The 17042-nt window shown below is 68.4% G+C and carries 9 protein-coding genes; 3 read left to right on the plus strand and 6 right to left on the minus strand.

What is annotated here, in order from left to right; translation table 11 throughout:
• Positions 1–21: 21 nt before the first annotated feature.
• Positions 22–4611, minus strand: a complete 4590-nt coding sequence (pglW, locus tag J7E89_RS10765) for a BREX system serine/threonine kinase PglW (RefSeq protein WP_251060364.1) — start codon at positions 4609–4611, stop codon at positions 22–24.
• A gap of 183 nt (positions 4612–4794) precedes the next feature.
• Here pglW and J7E89_RS10770 point away from each other — a divergent pair, with 183 nt between their 5' ends.
• Positions 4795–5913, plus strand: coding sequence for an AAA family ATPase (locus tag J7E89_RS10770; RefSeq protein ID WP_214971903.1), 1119 nt, complete (start codon positions 4795–4797; stop codon positions 5911–5913).
• The gene (locus tag J7E89_RS10775; RefSeq protein WP_214971905.1) at positions 5910–6578 is read left to right on the plus strand and encodes a DUF4276 family protein; all 669 of its coding nucleotides are present in this window, start codon (positions 5910–5912) and stop codon (positions 6576–6578) included. The genes J7E89_RS10770 and J7E89_RS10775 overlap by 4 nt, the downstream gene beginning before the upstream one ends.
• Before the next feature lie 1069 nt (positions 6579–7647).
• On the opposite strand, the gene J7E89_RS10780 is transcribed toward J7E89_RS10775, so the two are convergent.
• Positions 7648–9051, minus strand: coding sequence for a hypothetical protein (locus J7E89_RS10780; RefSeq protein ID WP_214971908.1), 1404 nt, complete (start codon positions 9049–9051; stop codon positions 7648–7650).
• A gap of 953 nt (positions 9052–10004) precedes the next feature.
• Here J7E89_RS10780 and J7E89_RS40720 point away from each other — a divergent pair.
• A complete protein-coding gene (locus J7E89_RS40720) occupies positions 10005–10697 on the plus strand; it encodes a hypothetical protein (RefSeq protein ID WP_251060365.1) in 693 nt (230 codons plus the stop codon).
• A 194-nt stretch (positions 10698–10891) separates the two neighbouring features.
• Here J7E89_RS40720 and J7E89_RS10790 read toward each other — a convergent pair whose 3' ends face one another.
• The 4 genes from J7E89_RS10790 to J7E89_RS10805 form a co-directional block, all read right to left on the minus strand.
• Complete coding sequence (locus J7E89_RS10790) at positions 10892–11110, minus strand: hypothetical protein (protein ID WP_214971911.1); 219 nt, start codon at positions 11108–11110, stop codon at positions 10892–10894.
• Positions 11111–11735: 625 nt separating this feature from the next.
• Positions 11736–13745 carry a glycosyltransferase family 2 protein gene (locus J7E89_RS10795; RefSeq protein ID WP_214971913.1) on the minus strand — a complete coding sequence of 670 codons (2010 nt, stop codon included), beginning with the start codon at positions 13743–13745 and terminating at the stop codon, positions 11736–11738.
• Between the two features lie 345 nt (positions 13746–14090).
• On the minus strand, positions 14091–16304 hold the full coding sequence (locus J7E89_RS10800; RefSeq protein WP_214971916.1) for a trypsin-like serine protease: 2214 nt from the start codon (positions 16302–16304) through the stop codon (positions 14091–14093).
• A gap of 82 nt (positions 16305–16386) precedes the next feature.
• Positions 16387–16932, minus strand: coding sequence for a hypothetical protein (locus J7E89_RS10805; RefSeq protein WP_251060366.1), 546 nt, complete (start codon positions 16930–16932; stop codon positions 16387–16389).
• Between the last annotated feature and the right edge of the window lie 110 nt (positions 16933–17042).

Below are 17042 nucleotides of genomic sequence, written 5' to 3' on the forward strand. Positions count from 1 at the left end.
CCGGAGCCCGCCCCGCCCCGGCTAAGCGGCGCGGCCGCCGCCGTTCCGGTCGGTCCGGTGCTGGTTGGTGACCCAGGCGTCCACGAGCCTGACCCACTCCTCCGGATCCTGAAGCGGAACAGCCGTACTGTCCAGCTTCGGCGCCGCGGTCGGGTCGACCACCGAGCACAGCAGCCACAGGCCACGCTGCCCTCGCCCGCCGGCCCTCGCGGCGTCCGAGAGCCGTTGCAGGACGCCCATGCCGCCGTACCGGGCCATGACCGCCGCATCGTGGAGCAGCAGCGGACGGCGCCCCCCGGGCTCACCCGCCTCACCGGAGGTCAGCGTGGCCGTCAGCTGCTGCTCGACCGCGCCCCACGCCGCCGCCGTGTACTCGGCGAACTTCAGCGCCCCCCGTGAACCAGGCTCGGCGATGTCCGCCTTGAGCAGGGTTTCCCAGGTCGGCTTGGGCCGGGCGGACACCAGGTGGTGCAGCGAGCGCAGATAGAGCACGCTCACATTCACCGGCTCAGCGAAGAGACGTCCCCGCTGCTCCTCCGGCCGGACCAGCTCGTCCAGCGCCAGCTGGTAGCGGTCCATGCTCACCGTCAGCACTCGGAAGCCGGAGCGCTCCTTGGCGAGGAGCAGTTGATCCTCGGCCCGCTGGGCGGCCTGGATTTCCGGCGTCTGGGCACCCCAGCGGCCCACCCGGGTGCCCCGGGTAGGGCTGCGCTGGGTGATGACGGACGTCGGGTCCGCCGAGCCCGCATGGCGCTTCGGGTAGAACTTGCCGCGCTTGGACTTCGGGTCCGTACGCCACTGCACATCGAAACCGGCCTGGCGCAGCAGCTTGCCCAGCGGGTTGTAGTGATCGGGGAGTGGTGTGCGCAGCTCGGGGAAGCGGGCCGTGACCCGGTCGTGGACGTTCTCTATGGTCAGCCCGGGCTGCTGGTCGTCCGGTGCGCCCGCCAGGGGAAGGATGAGTCCGGCCTGGGTGAGGCGCAGTGCACGTACGGGCGACAGATCCCGGGAGTAGATCTCCAGCCGAGCGTTTGCTGCCGCGTTACGGGCGGCAGCGGCGGCCAGGGTGACCATACGGGCCTCGTCCAGGGCGATACGCAGGCCGGGGTGCCGGGCATGGAAGGCGTCGTCCGCCGCCATCACCTGCTCCAGCACAGTGCTCGGGCTGGCCAGCGTCCCGCGACCGGCCAGGCTCTCCGCGGCCTTGCCGAGCCGGTCGGCGTAATCGAGGAGAGAGGGGCCGGAGGGGGTGTCCGGGCTGTCGGTGTCCTCGTCGACCTCCAGTGCGATCAGCATCACATTGTCGCCGGAGTCGCCGTGCCGCCGCCCGCGCAGCCGCCGCGGGGTCAGCGCCCAGTCGACCTCGTACGCCGCGCGTGCGGCCGCCATGCCCAGGGCCGTACGCACCACAGGGTCGGCCTGCATGGTGCCGCGCTTGGCGACCAGGGTTTCGGCCAGCTCGGCAGCGGATGCGACCCGGCCGAGCTCGGCGAGCACCTCGATGACCTCGTTGCGCAGCTCGACCAGGGCCTCTTCTTTGACCCATCGCTTGCGCTGGTCGCCGAGGATCTGGGTGATGCGGCTCTCCGTGACCTGCTCGCTGGTGAGCGGGGCGACCGGCTTGTTCAGGGTCCAGCTCGGCAGCCCGTCCGGGAGGCCGCCGTGTTCGTCGGGGAGCCGCAGCAGCAGCCGGGTGGCCTCGACCTCGGTGGCGTTGCGCCCCTTGGGCGCGGTCTTCGGCACGAGCAGAGTGACCAGGGCGTCCAGGCTGAGGCGGCGCAGCGGGAGTGTGCTGCCGGCCTCCTGCTGCTCGGCCCTGGCCTCCGCGACCTCGTCCGCCGAGTCACTGCGCTCGGCCGGGGACAGCGGGGAGGGCTGCCGGGCGTTGAAGGCGATACGCCACTGCTTCAGGCGGGCGTTGATCTCGTCGCGGGTCCGGGCCCCCAGACCAGGCTGGTTGACCAGGCGCCGCGTCGAGTAGTCGAGCAGATCGCCGACGGTGTTGAGGCTCAGGTTGTTGAGAAAGGAGACGGCCCGCTGGGAGAGCCCGGAGACAGCGAGGCTGGTCTCCCGCTTCGCCTGTGCGGCGGCTTCCTCCCGCTGGGCGGCTTCGTCGGCGCCTTCGTCGGCCGGTAGTTCCCCGACCGCCTCGGCGTGCTTCGAAGGCCGGCCGACCGCAGGCTGGTCGGCGAGCAGAAGGACCCGCTGCCACTCCTTCTGCATTTCCTGCAGATCAGGGAAACGCTGCTGTACGTCCCGGTGCAGCGCCCGCCGGAAGAACTTCACCAGGCCGTCACGGAGGGACGGATCGAAAGCCTCCGCAGCGACCAGGGGGTAGGGCCACTCCTTGGGATCGGTCTGGCGCGGGATGCTCTTGCCGTCGCCCCACACGGGCAGCTCGCCCGAAGCCATCTCGTGCAGGGTGACGGCCAGTGCGTACCACTCGGCATGGGCGTCGTACCGGCCGCGGGTGATGATGCCGACGAAGGGGTCGAGATAGCCGTCTGTACCCGAAGTGATCTGATCAATAGGGGCGTTGGCGAGCGAGAAGTCGAAAAGCACCAGCTGTTTGGTGCCATTGGGGCGGACCCGGATGGCGATGTTGTCCGGCTTGACGTCGCGGTGCCAGACGCCCTCGCCGTCGAGGAAGTCCACGGCGGCGAACAGATAGGTGGAGTACGTCCTCAGCTGGTCCGGCAGCAGCCGGCCTTCCTCACGCAGCTGGCGGGCCACCGTGCGGTCGCCCGCGTGGTCCAGTACCAGCACGGTGCGGGGACCGATGACGACGGGCTCGGGCAGGGCGAGCCGGATCACCTTGGAGTCATTGCGGAGCTGGGCGAGAACATCGGCCTCGCGCCGCAGCACCTTCGCGTAGTCGTCCTTGCGGGCAATCTTCAGGACGACCGGGGCCCCGTCGCGCTCGGTGTCGTCGGCGAGCAGGGCGCGGCTGGTCGAGCCCTGACCGAGGCTGCGCTTGATCAGAAAACGGCCGCCGACCAGATCGCCGGGGCGGCCGTCAAGCGGGTCGCTCTCCTCGGCAGGGGCATCCGCAGTCTCGGATTCGACAGGTGCCGCCAGATCGAGATCGACGGAGTCGAGCATCTCCAGGAACTCGGCGACCGTGCGGGTCCGGCGAGCCGGACCGTAGGCGGTGGCGGACTGGATGAGCTCGTCGACGTACGTGGAAAGGCCGTCGACCAGGGAAGACGGGGCCAGGCCGTTGCCGTGCTCCAGCCGGGCGGTCAGCTCTGCCTGGCTGGACGCGGGTGCCCTGCCCGTGAAGAGCAGATAGCCGAGCACGCCGAGACCGAAGACGTCCAGCGCCACCGGGTCGGGGGCCCGGGCGGTCAGCTCGGGGGCCAGATACGGGTCGGCGGCCTCGGAGACGTACGCGGCGACATTGTGCGAAGGGACGATCTCGTGCCCGCTGGTCGGCGCCCCGCCGGAGCCGCCGGTGCCCGAGTCCGACCCGCGCCGCACCGCCGTCTGCCACTCGGCGATCTGCAGCCGCGGGCGCAGCCAGCGCTGCTCTTCGCTCTCCCCGCGGCTACGCGCGCCGGGACGCACATGCACGGCGCGGGCACAGAGGGTGCGGTGGTAGAGCCGGTGCCGGTGCGCGAAGTTCAGGGTTTCCGCGAGCTGGCGCAGCAGGCCCGCACGGCCTTGCGCGTCCAGCTTGTCGCCGTACTGAACGAGATAGTCGTCAAGGCGAAGCGTGCGCGGGTCGTACGTGTAGACCAGCGCAGGTCCGGCACTGTGGCCGCTCTCGTCGAAGTTCTCCAGCGTGACGAGCCCCGGATGCTCCAGGCCTTGCAGGACCTGGGCCTCCCGCTCCGCGGTATGGCTGATGGACTGCCGGGTCTGCTGGTCCCCGCCGCGCTCGCGCAGATAGAGCCGCACCCGGCGGACCTTGCGCATCGAGTCGTGATGCCCCAGATAGTCGGCCCAGTTCGGTCCGGTGTCGAAGGGCTTCCGGTCCAGCCGATACGTTCCGACGTGGAATTCCGCGTCGGAACGGCCGATGCCCACACTCTCCAGGAGCCTGCCGAGGTGCTTGGAGAGCTGCGGGTCGACCCCGCTCTTCACATCGTGGGCCGGTCGCTGAAGCTCGGCGAGAACACTGGGGAGCGTGCCGTGGCCGTCCTTGCCGAAGACGCCAGCGAGGTCGTTGGCGGAGAGGTTGATGCGCAGCCCCGGCGAGGTGAAGACGACAAGCTCTTGGACGTAGGGCACCGGGCGGCGGATATTCGCCCGCTGCATGGCGTCCTTGAGCAGTCCCTTGAGCTCCTTGGCCTTCTGATTCGCCAGATGGCGAGGGTTGCGGTGCACCCGGTGGTGGCCCTCGGATGTCGTCTGGATCCAGCTGGCTCCAGAGGAGGTGACGGCGCCCTGCCAGGCCTTCAGCTCGATCAGAAAGAGCCCTGCGGGGGCGGCGACCAGCAGATCGACTTCGCGGACGTGGCCGCTGTTCGCGGTGAAGGTGAAGTTGGACCAGGCACGGTAGGGCTCGCTGTCAGGGAGCCGCTCCTTGAGGTACAGCAAACCGCTGCGCTCGTGCTGGAACTGCGACTCGGTGATCGTTACCCACCGGCCGTCGCGCATGGTCGCCATCCTTCCCTTCCTGCCGCAGGCTTTCGCCTGGCTTGCCTGGTCAGCGCTCCAGCGTATCCGGATGCGGTGACAGGAGGCTCACAGCCGGGCTTCCGGCGTGGATCCAGGGCAGACGGTAGGCAACAGGCCGGTTGCTGTCACGGCCTGAGAGGCAAGCCGAGCCGCTCCGCATAGGGTGAAGTCATGCCTTTCAAGCTCTCAGAGGTGTTCATCGAAGGGTTCGCCTCGCTCCGTTCCGCCACGCTCACCCTTGGTGATGTGACTGTGCTGGTCGGTGCCAATGGTGCGGGCAAGAGCAATGTGGTCGGGGCTCTGGAGCTGCTCGGGCGGATGGCGGACGAGCAGCTGGCGCTGGAGGTGGGGCTGCAGGGTGGGGCAGGGGCAATGCAGTACGCAGGGCCGCGAGCCGAGGAAGGCATCCGGCTGAGGGTGACTGCCTCTCCGTATCGCTATGAGGCGCATCTGGTGCCTGCCGCCAACGACTCCTTCGTCTTCGCGGCGGAGAAGGGGCACTTCCACGAGCGGGGCCATGGCCGGCCTCTGGACGAGAGCTTCGGACAGGGGCACCGGGAGTCCCTCCTGCGGGAGAAAGAGCTGGAACAGCTGTCGCGGCTGGCGGGGCCGATGCGTGCGATCCTCGCCGGCTGCCGGGTCTTCCACTTCCAGGACACCAGCAGCAACGCCCCCGTCAAGAAACTCGGGTACACCGCGGACAACGAGGCACTGCGACCGGACGCGAAGAATCTCGCGGCTTTCCTGCTGCGCCTGCGCGAGAGTGAACCGAAGGCATACCGCAGGATTGTGCGGGCGGTGCGGACGGTGGCTCCGTTCTTCCGGGACTTCCTCCTGGCCGAGGAGCCGGGAGGAAACATCCGCCTACGCTGGCTGCAAGAGGGCGTCGATGCGATCTTCCCGGCAGAAGCGCTCTCGGACGGAACCCTCCGTTACATCTGCCTGTGTGTGCTGCTGCTCCAGCCGGATCCACCGGCCCTCCTCACCCTGGACGAGCCGGAATTGGGGCTCCATCCCTACGCCGTCGTGCAACTGGCGGACATGCTGCGCTCCACAGCGACGCGCAGCCAAGTCGTCATCGCCACACAGTCGGTGACTCTGCTCAACCAGTTCTCGCTGGACGACATTGTGGTGGTGGAGAGGGAAGACGGGGCGACGACGCTGCACCGCCCCAAGCGTGAGGAACTCCGGGACTGGCTGGATGACTACTCTCTCGGCGAGCTGTGGGAGAAGAACGTTCTGGGCGGCCGCCCGGTCCCCGAGCTGCCACTGCGAGGGCGCACGGCATGATCACGGTGGGGGTGCTGTGTGAGGGGCAGACAGAAGAGACCATGGTCAGGGATTTCCTGTCTCCTGAACTCTTCGCTGCGGGAATTGTTCTCGTACCCACCATCCTGCTGACCGGGACGACCGCCGGGGGGCGGTCCGGACGGGGTGGCGTGAGCAAGTGGTCGAAAATCGAGAAAGACCTTCGGAACCGGCTGTCCAGCACGCCGCACTGGGCTGCCGTGACGATGCTGCTCGACTACTACGGACTGCCACAGGACAGCCCCGGCATGGCGAACCGGCCGAACGGTTCGGCGAGGCAGCGTGCGGAGCATGTGGAGCAGCAGATCGCAGAGCGGATCGAGGATCCGCGGTTCATCCCCTATCTCGTCCTTCATGAGACTGAGGCATGGGTCTTCGCGGCGGCGGAGCAGCTGGCGGACTGGTACGACGATGCCTCGCTGGGGGGCGAGCTCAAGCGACAGGCTGATGCGGCAGGCGGCCCCGAGTACGTGAACGATGGGCCGGATACCGCGCCGTCGAAGCGGCTGTTGCGCTTGTGCCCGGCGTACACCAAGACCCAGGACGGCCCGGTGGTAGTTGCCGACCTCGGCTTGCAGGCGTTGAGAGCGGCCTGCCCGCACTTTGACGCTTGGATCGGCCGACTGCTGGCTCTGGCGGGCCAGTGACGAGGCGACGCACCGAGTGTGATTCGTGAGTCGTGAACCCGTGGAACAAAAAAATCGGGCGTCCGCACCGAAGTGCTGACACCCGATCTTGGCACCCGTGGTCACGTTACCGGCGGCGATGGCCGAACTCGCTCCCATGTTTGGGTGCCCCCGGCAGGATTCGAACCTGCGCACACGGCTCCGGAGGCCGTCCGATTCCCGTGTGTTTCCGCAGGTCAGAGGGTTACCTGACGGACCGTTAGGCTCGCCGTCCCGCGCATGTCCCGCGAAGATGAAATGTACTGTTTGGGCGCTTTGCCCTGCCCGGTGACTGGTGCTCGTCGGTCGCTTCCTGCGGCGGAGGTCATGACTTCCTCGGGTAAGCGTAGGGGGTGTAGGGTGCCGCCTTCAATCGAACGGGGAGGCGTTCTGGGGCGCGTGAGTGAGTGAAGTGCGCCGGGGGCGCCCCCGACTCTCTGGGGGGCGACAGTGCGGTGCCTCGGGCGAACGTGAGTGGCGGGCGTGCACCCGCGTTGAGCTTCCGGCTTCCGGCGCCGGCGGGTGAGAGGCACATCGTCGGTGCTGTGCCGGAGCGCTGGCACCGCGGCCTCTGCTCCACGCGATGGGTTGCGTCGGCCGGAGGGCAGGACTTGGTCGGGCTCCGACGGCGAACATCGAGCGGAACGTCGGGAGGGCTTGCCGGCGGCTGCCGGAGCGGGCGAAGGTCGGCTCGGGCGGCCAGCGCGTACCAAGACTAGGACGGCGCCGTTCTTCCTTGCCCGGCATGTGCTCGGCGTAGGGGCTGCGATGCTCTGGAGTCAAAGCCCTGCGCATGCGGACCAGTAGTGAGTCGACTGGGTCCTGGAGTAGTTGCGCGGGGGACCGGCCGCACCTGGTCGTGAATGCAGACGGCTGTCGTGTGACGTTGTGGGCTTGGTTTTGGGCGCGGCCTTTCGACGTGCGGGCAGGTGGTGGCGGTGGACTATCCATGATGCGCGGGATTGCCGGTTTGGCCAACCGGCGATCCCACGCTATGTTGCGCTGCCGGAAGCGGAGAACGTGAACCAGAAAGATCTCCCGAATTCTTGGTTCAGAGCGGGCGCCGTTTGTGAATGGGCAGGATGCTCAGGGCCATGACGGTGCCGTCGTCGTGGAACGAGATCGGGCCGTTCCATTTCTTCCCGGCTTCGCGGGTGTTGTGCCATTTGGGGCGTAGTTCGTAGGCTGCTTGCCGGTACTCTTCCAGGCGGCCGTCTGCGATCAGTTCGTACAGTCTCGAATCCATGCCGGAGAACGCCTCGATGCGTACGGTCTCCATGCGGAAGACGTGGTCTGTGCCGACGAATTTCGTGTCGCCGATATCGATGTCCGCGTCGTGGTAGCTGGATGTGGCGGCGAACGTAGGCGCGGCGTAGTGCGCTTGTCCTTGGTGTGCGGTGAGGTACCGGGCTGTTGTCGGTCCGCCGCCCGAGAATGCGGTCAGGCCGGCGGCTCCGGTGCGGGCCAGGAGCTGGCCGAACCAGCCGAGGTCTTTCTCGGGCACCTGGAAGCCGTCGACGGTCCGTGCCCGTTTTCCTTCGCGTGCGGGTATGTGAATGGCGTTGGGGTAGGGGATACCGGTCTTGTCCCTGATTTCCTCGTCTGCGCTGCCCGGGCCGTCGGGCGTGCGGAGGGGGAGGAGCATTTCGCCGGGGGATTGCAGGGCATTGACCACGACGCCGCCCTGCCCCATGAGCTCGGTGGACAGCATCAGGCACGGTGTTGTGTTCCACGGGCCGATCTGTATGCCTTCGGTCAGTTCGGAGCCTTTGACCAGTTGCTGGAGAGTGGTGCTGCGGGTGCGGCCGGTCCGCTTGTTCGGCTTCTGGTGGTTTCCCCGGCAGACCACGAACGTGACTTTCGACGGCTCTCCGGGCTTCCACGCCTCGACGAGGTAGTCGGGGCGGGGCCGTGCTCCCTTGCCGCGCTGCGAGCCGCCCAGGGCCCAGCCGGCCCGCAGCACCGTGCTCGCGTCGACGACCGAGACGATGTGGTCCGGGTAGCGCTGCTGCACGATGTGTTCTGCCGAGGCGAGTCCGAAGCCGACGGCCAGTTCCCGGGCCTGCATGGCCTTGTACCAGCGCTCGGAAGAGCGGCCCTTCTCGGTCAGGTCCATGGAGCCGGCGCGATTGCTGTGCAGTGTCTCGCAGTACTTCAGGCTCAGCCAGTGTTCCGCGAGTCCGCGTCCCATTCCCTGGCTGGGCAGCACGAAGCCGCGCGCCAGGGCGTGCAGCACCTGCCACGGCGTCAGCTCGATCGATCGTCCGCACTCGGCCCGCGCGACGGGATGCAGTTCGGGTTTCCGGCGTACTGCTTCCTGGCCCTTTTCCCGGCGTTGCTTGTCGATGGCCGCCGCTGCGGAGTCGACAAGAGCTCCGAGTTCTGCCGTCGACCGGATGTGAATGGTCCTCTGGTGGCTGAGTCCGTTCAGGATCTGTCGCGCGGTTCTTGCCATGCATCCCCCCACGGTGTCCGCGTGCTCTGGCCGGCCGGGAACGGTAGTTCGGAGTATTGGGGCGCATACAAGTGCGCATGGTGAGCCATGGTGCAGAACCGGTCACACAGGGACCGGATGTAACCAGAGGTGGCGGGAGCCATGCCGAACGTCCGACAATCCGCACTCGTCAACCGGGAGCCGCCCGAGTGCCCTCTTGCCGGGGGATGTTCGAGCGGATGTGCCGGGCAGTCATGCCTCCGCCGATCAGAAGGAGGCGGGCATGGACTTGAACGAGCATCACGACGGTGCTGCACCGGGCCCCGAACAGATGGCGGACCGATGCCCGGCACAGCCGCATGGTGGCGGACGGCAGGACCCTGGCAGCGCGGTCGCGGATTTGGCGGGCGAGTTCGGTGCGGAGCTGGTCCGTGCCATTCGCGTGGGCCTGGCCCAAGGGGGCAGCTCTGCCTCCGGGGCTCGGGGGCCGTCACAGCTGAGCTGGTACGCCTTCGCGACCGAGTACGCGCGGGCGCACTGGCCCGGGCGGGCGGCGAAGACCCGGAACGAGGTCAGCGAGGCGCTGACGGCCGTCACTGTGGCGATGCTCTGGGACCTTCCCGGCCGTCCGCAGGAGCAGCTGCTGCGCCGTGCCCTACGGCACTGGGCCTTCGTCGTACCTGGGCCAGGGCAGGGGGAGATGCTGGCGGAGGACCGGCTGGTGCTGCAGTGGGTGGCGAAGGCATCCCGGCCCCTGGCCGACCTGCACGATCCGGTCCTGGCACGCGATGTGCTGGAGTCGCTGCGGCGCAAGCTGGACGGGGGTGAGGCGGCGGTGGAGACGATGCGCCGCAAGCGCAAGGTGCTGGTGCACGCGCTCCACTACGCCGTGGAGAGAGGCGAGTTGGGCAGTCATCCACTGCAGCGGATCCGCTGGCGGGTGCCCAAGCCGGCGGGTCTCGGTGGATCCGCGGGTGGTGGCCAACCCGTACCAGGCGCGGGATCTGCTGAACGCCGTCTCCTATGTGGGTGGCTACCGGAGGGCTCGTGGTCGTCGGCTGGTCGGGTTCTTCGCGGGCATGTACTACGCGGGTCTGCGTCCGGAGGAGGCGGTCGCGGTGGCGCTGCCGGACTGCCGCCTGCCCCGTGCCGGTTGGGGGCGACTGATCGTGCACCGCACTCTGCCGCAGGCGGGCAAGCGGTGGACCGACACCGGCCAGTACCACGACGAGCGCGGGCTGAAGAACCGCCCGCCGGGAGAAACGCGGGTGGTGCCGCTCCCGCCCCATCTGGTGGCCCTGTGGCGCGAGCACGTCGCTGCATTCGGCACGGCCGACGACGGGCGGCTGTTCTTCACCGAACGCGGCCGGATCATCAGCTACACCACCTACCACCGGGTCTGGCACGAAACCCGCGCGCTTGCCCTGCCACCCGCGCTCACCAGCACCCCGCTTGCGAAGCGCCCGTACGACCTCCGGCACTCGGCACTGTCCACGTGGCTGTGCGCGGGCGCCGACCCGGCCGAGGTCGCCCAGCGCGCCGGCAACAGCGTCGAGGTCCTGCTGAGCCGGTACGCGAAGTGTCTGTACGACCGGCAGTCCATCAACAACCAGCGCATCGAAGGACTCCTGAGCGCCTACGACCAGCCACCCGACCTCGATCAGTAGCGCCTGAGCCGAAAAGTGCTACCTCATCGATGACGGGCCGACCAGACCTTGATCACGGTGGTCCGTCCGCCGCACAGCGCGGTCAGGTCCTCGGGATCCGAGGTGACCCACCGTTCGGCGAGCACTCGGAGCCGCACCACGGGGGCTGGCGCTGAACCAACCGATCCTTGTACGGGCCACGTCGCCCGGGACGGTCAGCTTTCCAGGTCGATCACGATGCGCCCGTTGTCTTCGACCCAAGCGTCGTAGATGGTGCCGTCGACGATCGCGCCGTCCACGATGACTTCCAAGTCGTCATCGGCGTCGATGCACAGCACGCCGTCGTCGTCCGTGTACGTCGGCCCGATCACCCCGTCGGCGATCACCGAGTCGAACATGACGCCTTTCGGCTCATGGCGTGTGAACCAGCCCATCACCGCCCCCTTCCGTTTTGTGCATACGGCCTGACGCGCCGCCAGGCCCTTCCAACAGATCCCCGTGCACACCTCCGGACAGCCCGGCCCCGGCTCCCGACCGGCTCAAGAACGCGCAGAGTTCGGGTGCACCGAAGCAGGCCGCCCGGCCCGCACCGTTACCGACGCACCCCAAGCAGCGCTTCACCTTCCCGCCGCCCCAGGCTGGGGACTACCAGCCCGCGAAGCAGCCGCGGTTCGCCGCCGCGCTGCGTGAGTGGTCAGACGACGCGCGGGACGACGGCGGTGTGATGCACGACCGCTGGAGGACCCGTGTCGGGCTCCGGAACTCGGCTGGCACGGCATGGCGAACTGGGTGAAGGCGGCGGTTGGCCTCGCTGGGATCTGCGCGGTGATCATCCTACTGGGCGGTGCGACCGACGTTCTGGCCGAAGCGACGCACCGCCTGCTGACCGCCGTGCCCCCCAAAACGTGCAGGTCGGCGCAGACACCCCACCGAAATCACGGCCGTGGCCGACCAACCGATCCGCTGGACCGATTCGCCCCACCACGTCTACCTACCCAGGCAAACAGCTCGGAGTGTGCAACTTATTCATCGCACGGAGGTCAATGGACGCCGAGGTGGTCAGCGTTTCATGCGGTTGGTTATCGCTTTGCTGATCTTCACACGGTCGACGCTCAGAGTGAGTTGGCCGTTTGCGTTGGTGAGTTTGGCGTACCGGGGAAGGCCGAGCCGTGACCAGCGCGCAGTCTCGGCGCTGGGCCGGACGGTGACGGGCACGTTCCATCCGGGGTCGTTGTCGGCGCCAAGGTGCAGGGACGCGGTCCAGGTGCCGGGCGTGAGGCGGGAGACAGGGACGCTGATCGTGAAGCGATCACCTTTGGTGCTGGCGGGGAAGTGAGTGCTCGCGCCGTGCTGGTCGGTCATCTGCAGCGTGAGGCGGTGGGTGGGCATGGCGGAGAGGGCGCACGTTCCGGTGATCTCCAGCACCGGCCGCTTCTGGGCGGACCAGGAAGCGCACTCGAGGCGAATCTTGTCTGGTACGCGGTGCTTGTTCTCGCCGATGTCCAGGGTGAGGTTGTCGTAGGGGTGGGTGTAGTACAGCGCGGCGGCCATCAGCTTGGAGTCGGTCACGATGATGTAAGTCCGCGGCTTGCTGGGGATTTCGGGCAGACGTGAGTTGCCGAGGCGAATTTCGCGCGTGAGGCCGCCGTCGAAGTCGAGGCTGAGGAACAGGTCCCACAGTCCCCTGGGGAGCGGTGCGTCGTCGGCGGCGCGGGCGATGTCGACGGTCACCTCGAAGCCGGCGTCTGGGTAGGCGTACAGGCCGCCGTCCTCTCCGGTGCCCGCGTCGGGGGCCGGCGCCGGGGTGAGCGGGAAGCGGTGCTCGGTCTTGCTGGTCCGCTCCCGCAGCACGAGTTCGCCGCCGGTACGGGCCCGAGGCAGGCGACGCAGGTAGGCATGGCCGGTCAAGGTCAGCAGGCTGCCGTTCACCTCGGCGTTGTCCAGCCGGTGGCGGCCGGGCAGCTCGCTGGTGACGTCGTATGCCTCGTCCGGGATGCCCCGGTGGGGATCGCGGAAGAAGGGCAGCTGCGCGTAGGCCCGTCCGCCGTCTAGCACGATGTCCGGGTACGTCCCGTCGGCCCGATGAGCCTCATCCACGCGCTCCAGCTCCACCACCCCATCCAGCAGTCCGCGCGTGATCAGGGTGTGGCGCAGCCGGTTCACCGTGCCTAGGCGCCGTACCAGCGACTCGTCGCCGATGCGCTCCACCAAGCACCTGAGTTCGGCGAAGTTCTTCTGCTGTAGTACCGGGTCACTCTCCTGGGCCAGGTGGATCAGCGCGTTGCAGACGTCGATCGAGAAGTGCCGGTGCATCAGCGCGTCGCGGCCGGCGCCGGGGTCGGTGTGCTCCTCGACCAGGTCGATCATCATGTCTAGTGCCCGGATGCGCTGGTCGGCGCCGCGGGTGGTGGAGGTGATGTTGCCGCCGTCGTCTCGCTTGACGATGTGGACACAGTCGTAGTCGGCCACGACCGAGATGCCGTTGGCATGGAGGTAGGCCATCGCCGTGAACGGCTGGTCCTCGCACACTGCGTATCCGGTCGCGAACCGCAGGCCAAGGCGCTCGATCAGCTCTCGCCGGAACAGCTTGAGCGGACTGAGGGTCCAGTACACCCGGGAGGAGAACACGTCGGTGCGCGGCTGGTTCTCCCGGAACATCGATGCCGGTGCGCCGCGGCCGTTGACGCCGACCATCTTGCCCAGGACCACGTCGGTGTCGTTGGTCTCGGCGGCGCTGAGCATCCGCTCCAGGGCCTCGGGGCCGAGGAAGTCGTCGGCGTCCAGGAAGAAGACGAACCGGCCCCGTGCGTGGTTCAGGCCCACGTTGCGTGGTTCGGCCGGACCGCCGGAGTTCTTCTGGTGCAAAACCGTGAACAGCGCCGGGTGGGCCGCCGCGAACCGCTCCAGCTCCTCGCCTGTACCGTCCGTCGACCCGTCATCGACCGCGATGACCTCCAGCCGCTCACGGCCGAGGGACTGCTCCAGCAGGGAGGTGAGGGTGTGGGACAGGTAGGGCATGGCGTTGTATGCCCCGATGATCACAGTGATGTCCGGCGTGCGCGTGCCCATGGCTCGTTTCTCAAGACTGAGGTGTTACAGAAATTTTGGCTGAAAAGTTCTTCGGTCGGACATTGTGCGTGTTCGCACAGTTTTTAGCTATCCGAAGGTGTTTCCGTCGATGTGGGGCAGGGCAGGGGGCCAGCTCGCTTCTGGTTGACTCACCTGCGCACCTGGAGTCGAGGGAGTCCCGCGGAGCAAGCGGCGGGCGGCGAAGAAGGGGCCATGTAGAGCATGGCCGTGCCTGGCCAGCCGTCTGCGGAACGACTTGCCACAGGCGGGCGAGAGCCCCGGAAGGCCCTGGTGGGTCCTTCCGGGGCTCTCGCCGTCTCAACGGGTTGGTCCGCTGGTTGTTGACTAGCGCGCCGCGTAACCGAAGCGTGCGCCTGCGGCCGGGAGGCCGCCTGTGCCCGGCTTGTATGTGGTTACCGCAGTGACCGTACCGCCTGCGGTCACGTTGGACATCGGCAGCGCGTAGAGGGCGCCGTAGGTGGACGGGCCGTAGGGCATGCCGACGTACAGCTTGGTGCCGGTGAAGTGGATGCTGGAGCCCAACTGCTGGTTGGCGCCTGGGGTGCCGGGGATGCCGTCGCCGTCGCCCGCCTCGATCCAGCGGTCGTTGGCGCCGGCCGAGCCGAGGAGCGAGAACGTGTGCACCGCGCCAGCCTTGGTCGCAGTGCCGACGAACTCGTTCGGGGTGCCGACCGCGAGCTTCATCGTCGCCGTGGTGCTCACCGCGCGAGGTGCGGTGTTCACGGCGGTCACCGCCGAGCCCATACGGTCGCCGGCCTCGGAGGTGCCGGAGACGTCATCGTCCCCGGCGCCCTGCTTGATGTCTTCGAGCTGGGTCCAGGTGCCCGCGGCGGTGATGCGGAGGGTGACGACCCTGCCCGCATCGGCCTTGCCGACGCTGTCGATGGTCAGGTCCTCGCCGGGTGAACCGATAGCGAGGATTGACTCGGTGGCGGCCGCAGCGCCCGACGGGCGGTACTCGGTCATGGACAGCGACGCACTGAACTGGTCACCAGGCTCGGCATCGCCGGAGATCGCGTCCAGGTCCTGGTCGATGCCGCTCAGCGGAGTGGGGATGTTGGCGGCATTCAGCTTGTGGTCGAAGATCGTCACGCCGCCGGAGCCCGCGTCGGAGCCGATGGCCTCGGTGGGCACACCGATGGCCAACTTGTTGGAGTCGGCCGCGATGCTGCCGCCGAAGGCGTCGTTCGCCTCCGCGTCGCCGGGGACGTCCGTCTTGTCCTGGTGGATCGAGACGTTGGTCGCACCACGCAGGTAGAAGGCCATGCCCGCCTTCGTGATGGAACCAAGGGCCTCGCCGGGCACACCGATGACGATGTACGGCTCGCCGGCGGCGGTGGTGCCGGCGGCGAGGGCGTCGCCCATGCGGTCGCCGCTCTCGCCGGCCGCCGCGGCGATGGCTCCCGAGCCGGCGCCCTGCTCGAAGTGCGTGGCCTTCTGGGTACCCGTGCCGAGACCGCCGCTCCCGCCGTAGAGGACGTCGACCATGCCCGCTGCGGTGGCGCCTTCGATGTCCTCGGATGGGGTGCCGACGACCAGGTCGGTGTAACCGTCCTCGTTGTAGTCGACGGTGTCGAGGCTCTCGCCGAACCAGTCACCGGCCTCGGCGCCGCCGGTCACCCAGTCGAGGTCCTGGCTGATCTCGGCAGTGCCCTTGCCACCGCCGTACACGGCCCGGACCACGCCGGCATCGGCGTCGCCGCCGACGGTGGCCTTGGGGTCGGATATCGCGACGTCCTCGACGCCGTCACCGTTGAAGTCGGTGATGCGGGTGGCGCCGACCTTGGAACTCACCCAGGAGGCCAGGTCGTCGACGCGGGCGGCGATGCCGCCGGTGCGGGTCTCGGCGGTGTCGATGCCGAAGCAGCCGCCCTGGTGGGACCGGCTGCTGAGGGCCACCAGCTGATGCGTGCCGTTGACCACGCGGACCAGCGGGCCACCGGTGTCGCCCATGCAGGCGGCCGCGCCGTCCTTGCCGGTGACCGTGGCGGTGGTGGCGGCGGAGGCGGAGGCGTCCACCGATAGCACGCCGGTGTGCAACTTCAGCGGCGCCCACTCGGTCTTGGTACGGCCGTACCCGGCGAACTTCAGCTCCTCGCCCGCGGTGGGCGCGGCGGTGGACAGGGCGGTGGGGGCGACGTTGGTGACTGGGCGGTTGAGGCGGGCCAGGACCACGTCGCGGTCGCTGCGTGGGACCAGCTCGACGACCTGGCGCACAGCGCCGCCGGTGGCGCTGGTGTCATTGCGGCCGATTGTCGCGGTCGTCTTCAGCTTCGGCGTGCCGGCCGGCACCGCGAGACTGGTGGCCGGGTTGTCGGCGAAGCAACTGGCCGCAGTGAGCAGCCACTCGGTGTCGACCAGGACACCGGAGCATCCGCGGTCGTGGTTGCCGACGATGATCTGCGCGGTGGAGCTGAAGGTGGCGTCGGCGGCGGGCGTGCCGGTGACGGCGGACGCCGGCGTGACGCACAGCGCGACCGGGCCCGCGATCAGGGCTGCGGCCAACGCGGAGAGGCGGAGGGGTCTGTTGTGTGGCATGACCTTGTATTCCTTGGTGCGGAGGTCTGCGCATCCGGTCAACGGATTGCGGCAGGGCGGACGTTGAGGCGCTGACCGGGTGTTACTTGGAGGACCTGATCTCCACGAGCATGTGCTCGCGGCCCTGCTCGTCCGCGCTCTCGCCCACTGCGGTCCAGGAGTTCTTGGCGACGTCGAAGGACTTCTCCTCGGTGCCGGTGGTCATGTCGACCTCCGTCGAGTAGTCGTTGCCCTTGACGGCGAAGACCGCGGGGATCTCCAGGGTCAGCCAGCCGGAATTGCCGACGACCTGGAAGCAGATCTTTTCCTTCTCACGGGCCCAGACCTCGAGGAAGCCGGTGCCGCTGGCGCAGTCGACGAGGGTGATGTGGCCGTCGCCGCGCTTGAGGACGATGTTCTTCTCCGCGAGGATTTTGTCTGCCTGCGGGTAGTTGAAGTCCTCGACAGCGTAGCCGGGGGCCTCGTCGGCGATGGGCACGGCCGCCCGAGCCTTGGTGCCGGTTTCGACGGGGGCGCCGCCCGCGAGCGCGAGCCATGCCAGGGCGCCGGCGGTGGCAGCGGCGCCCAGCGTGCGCGCTATGAATCTCTTCCGCTGCGGCTTCGCCGCATTTGCGGTACGTGCCTTCATCACAGTCCTAAATTCGTGGGTTCCGGTCGATGGCCGGAACGTTGTTCAAGACGGGCTTGAAGGCGACTGGAATAGAAATACAGCCCCCCACTTCCCGGCCGGAGCATAAC

The organism is Streptomyces sp. ISL-100 (assembly GCF_018614615.1).
Lineage (GTDB): Bacteria > Actinomycetota > Actinomycetes > Streptomycetales > Streptomycetaceae > Streptomyces.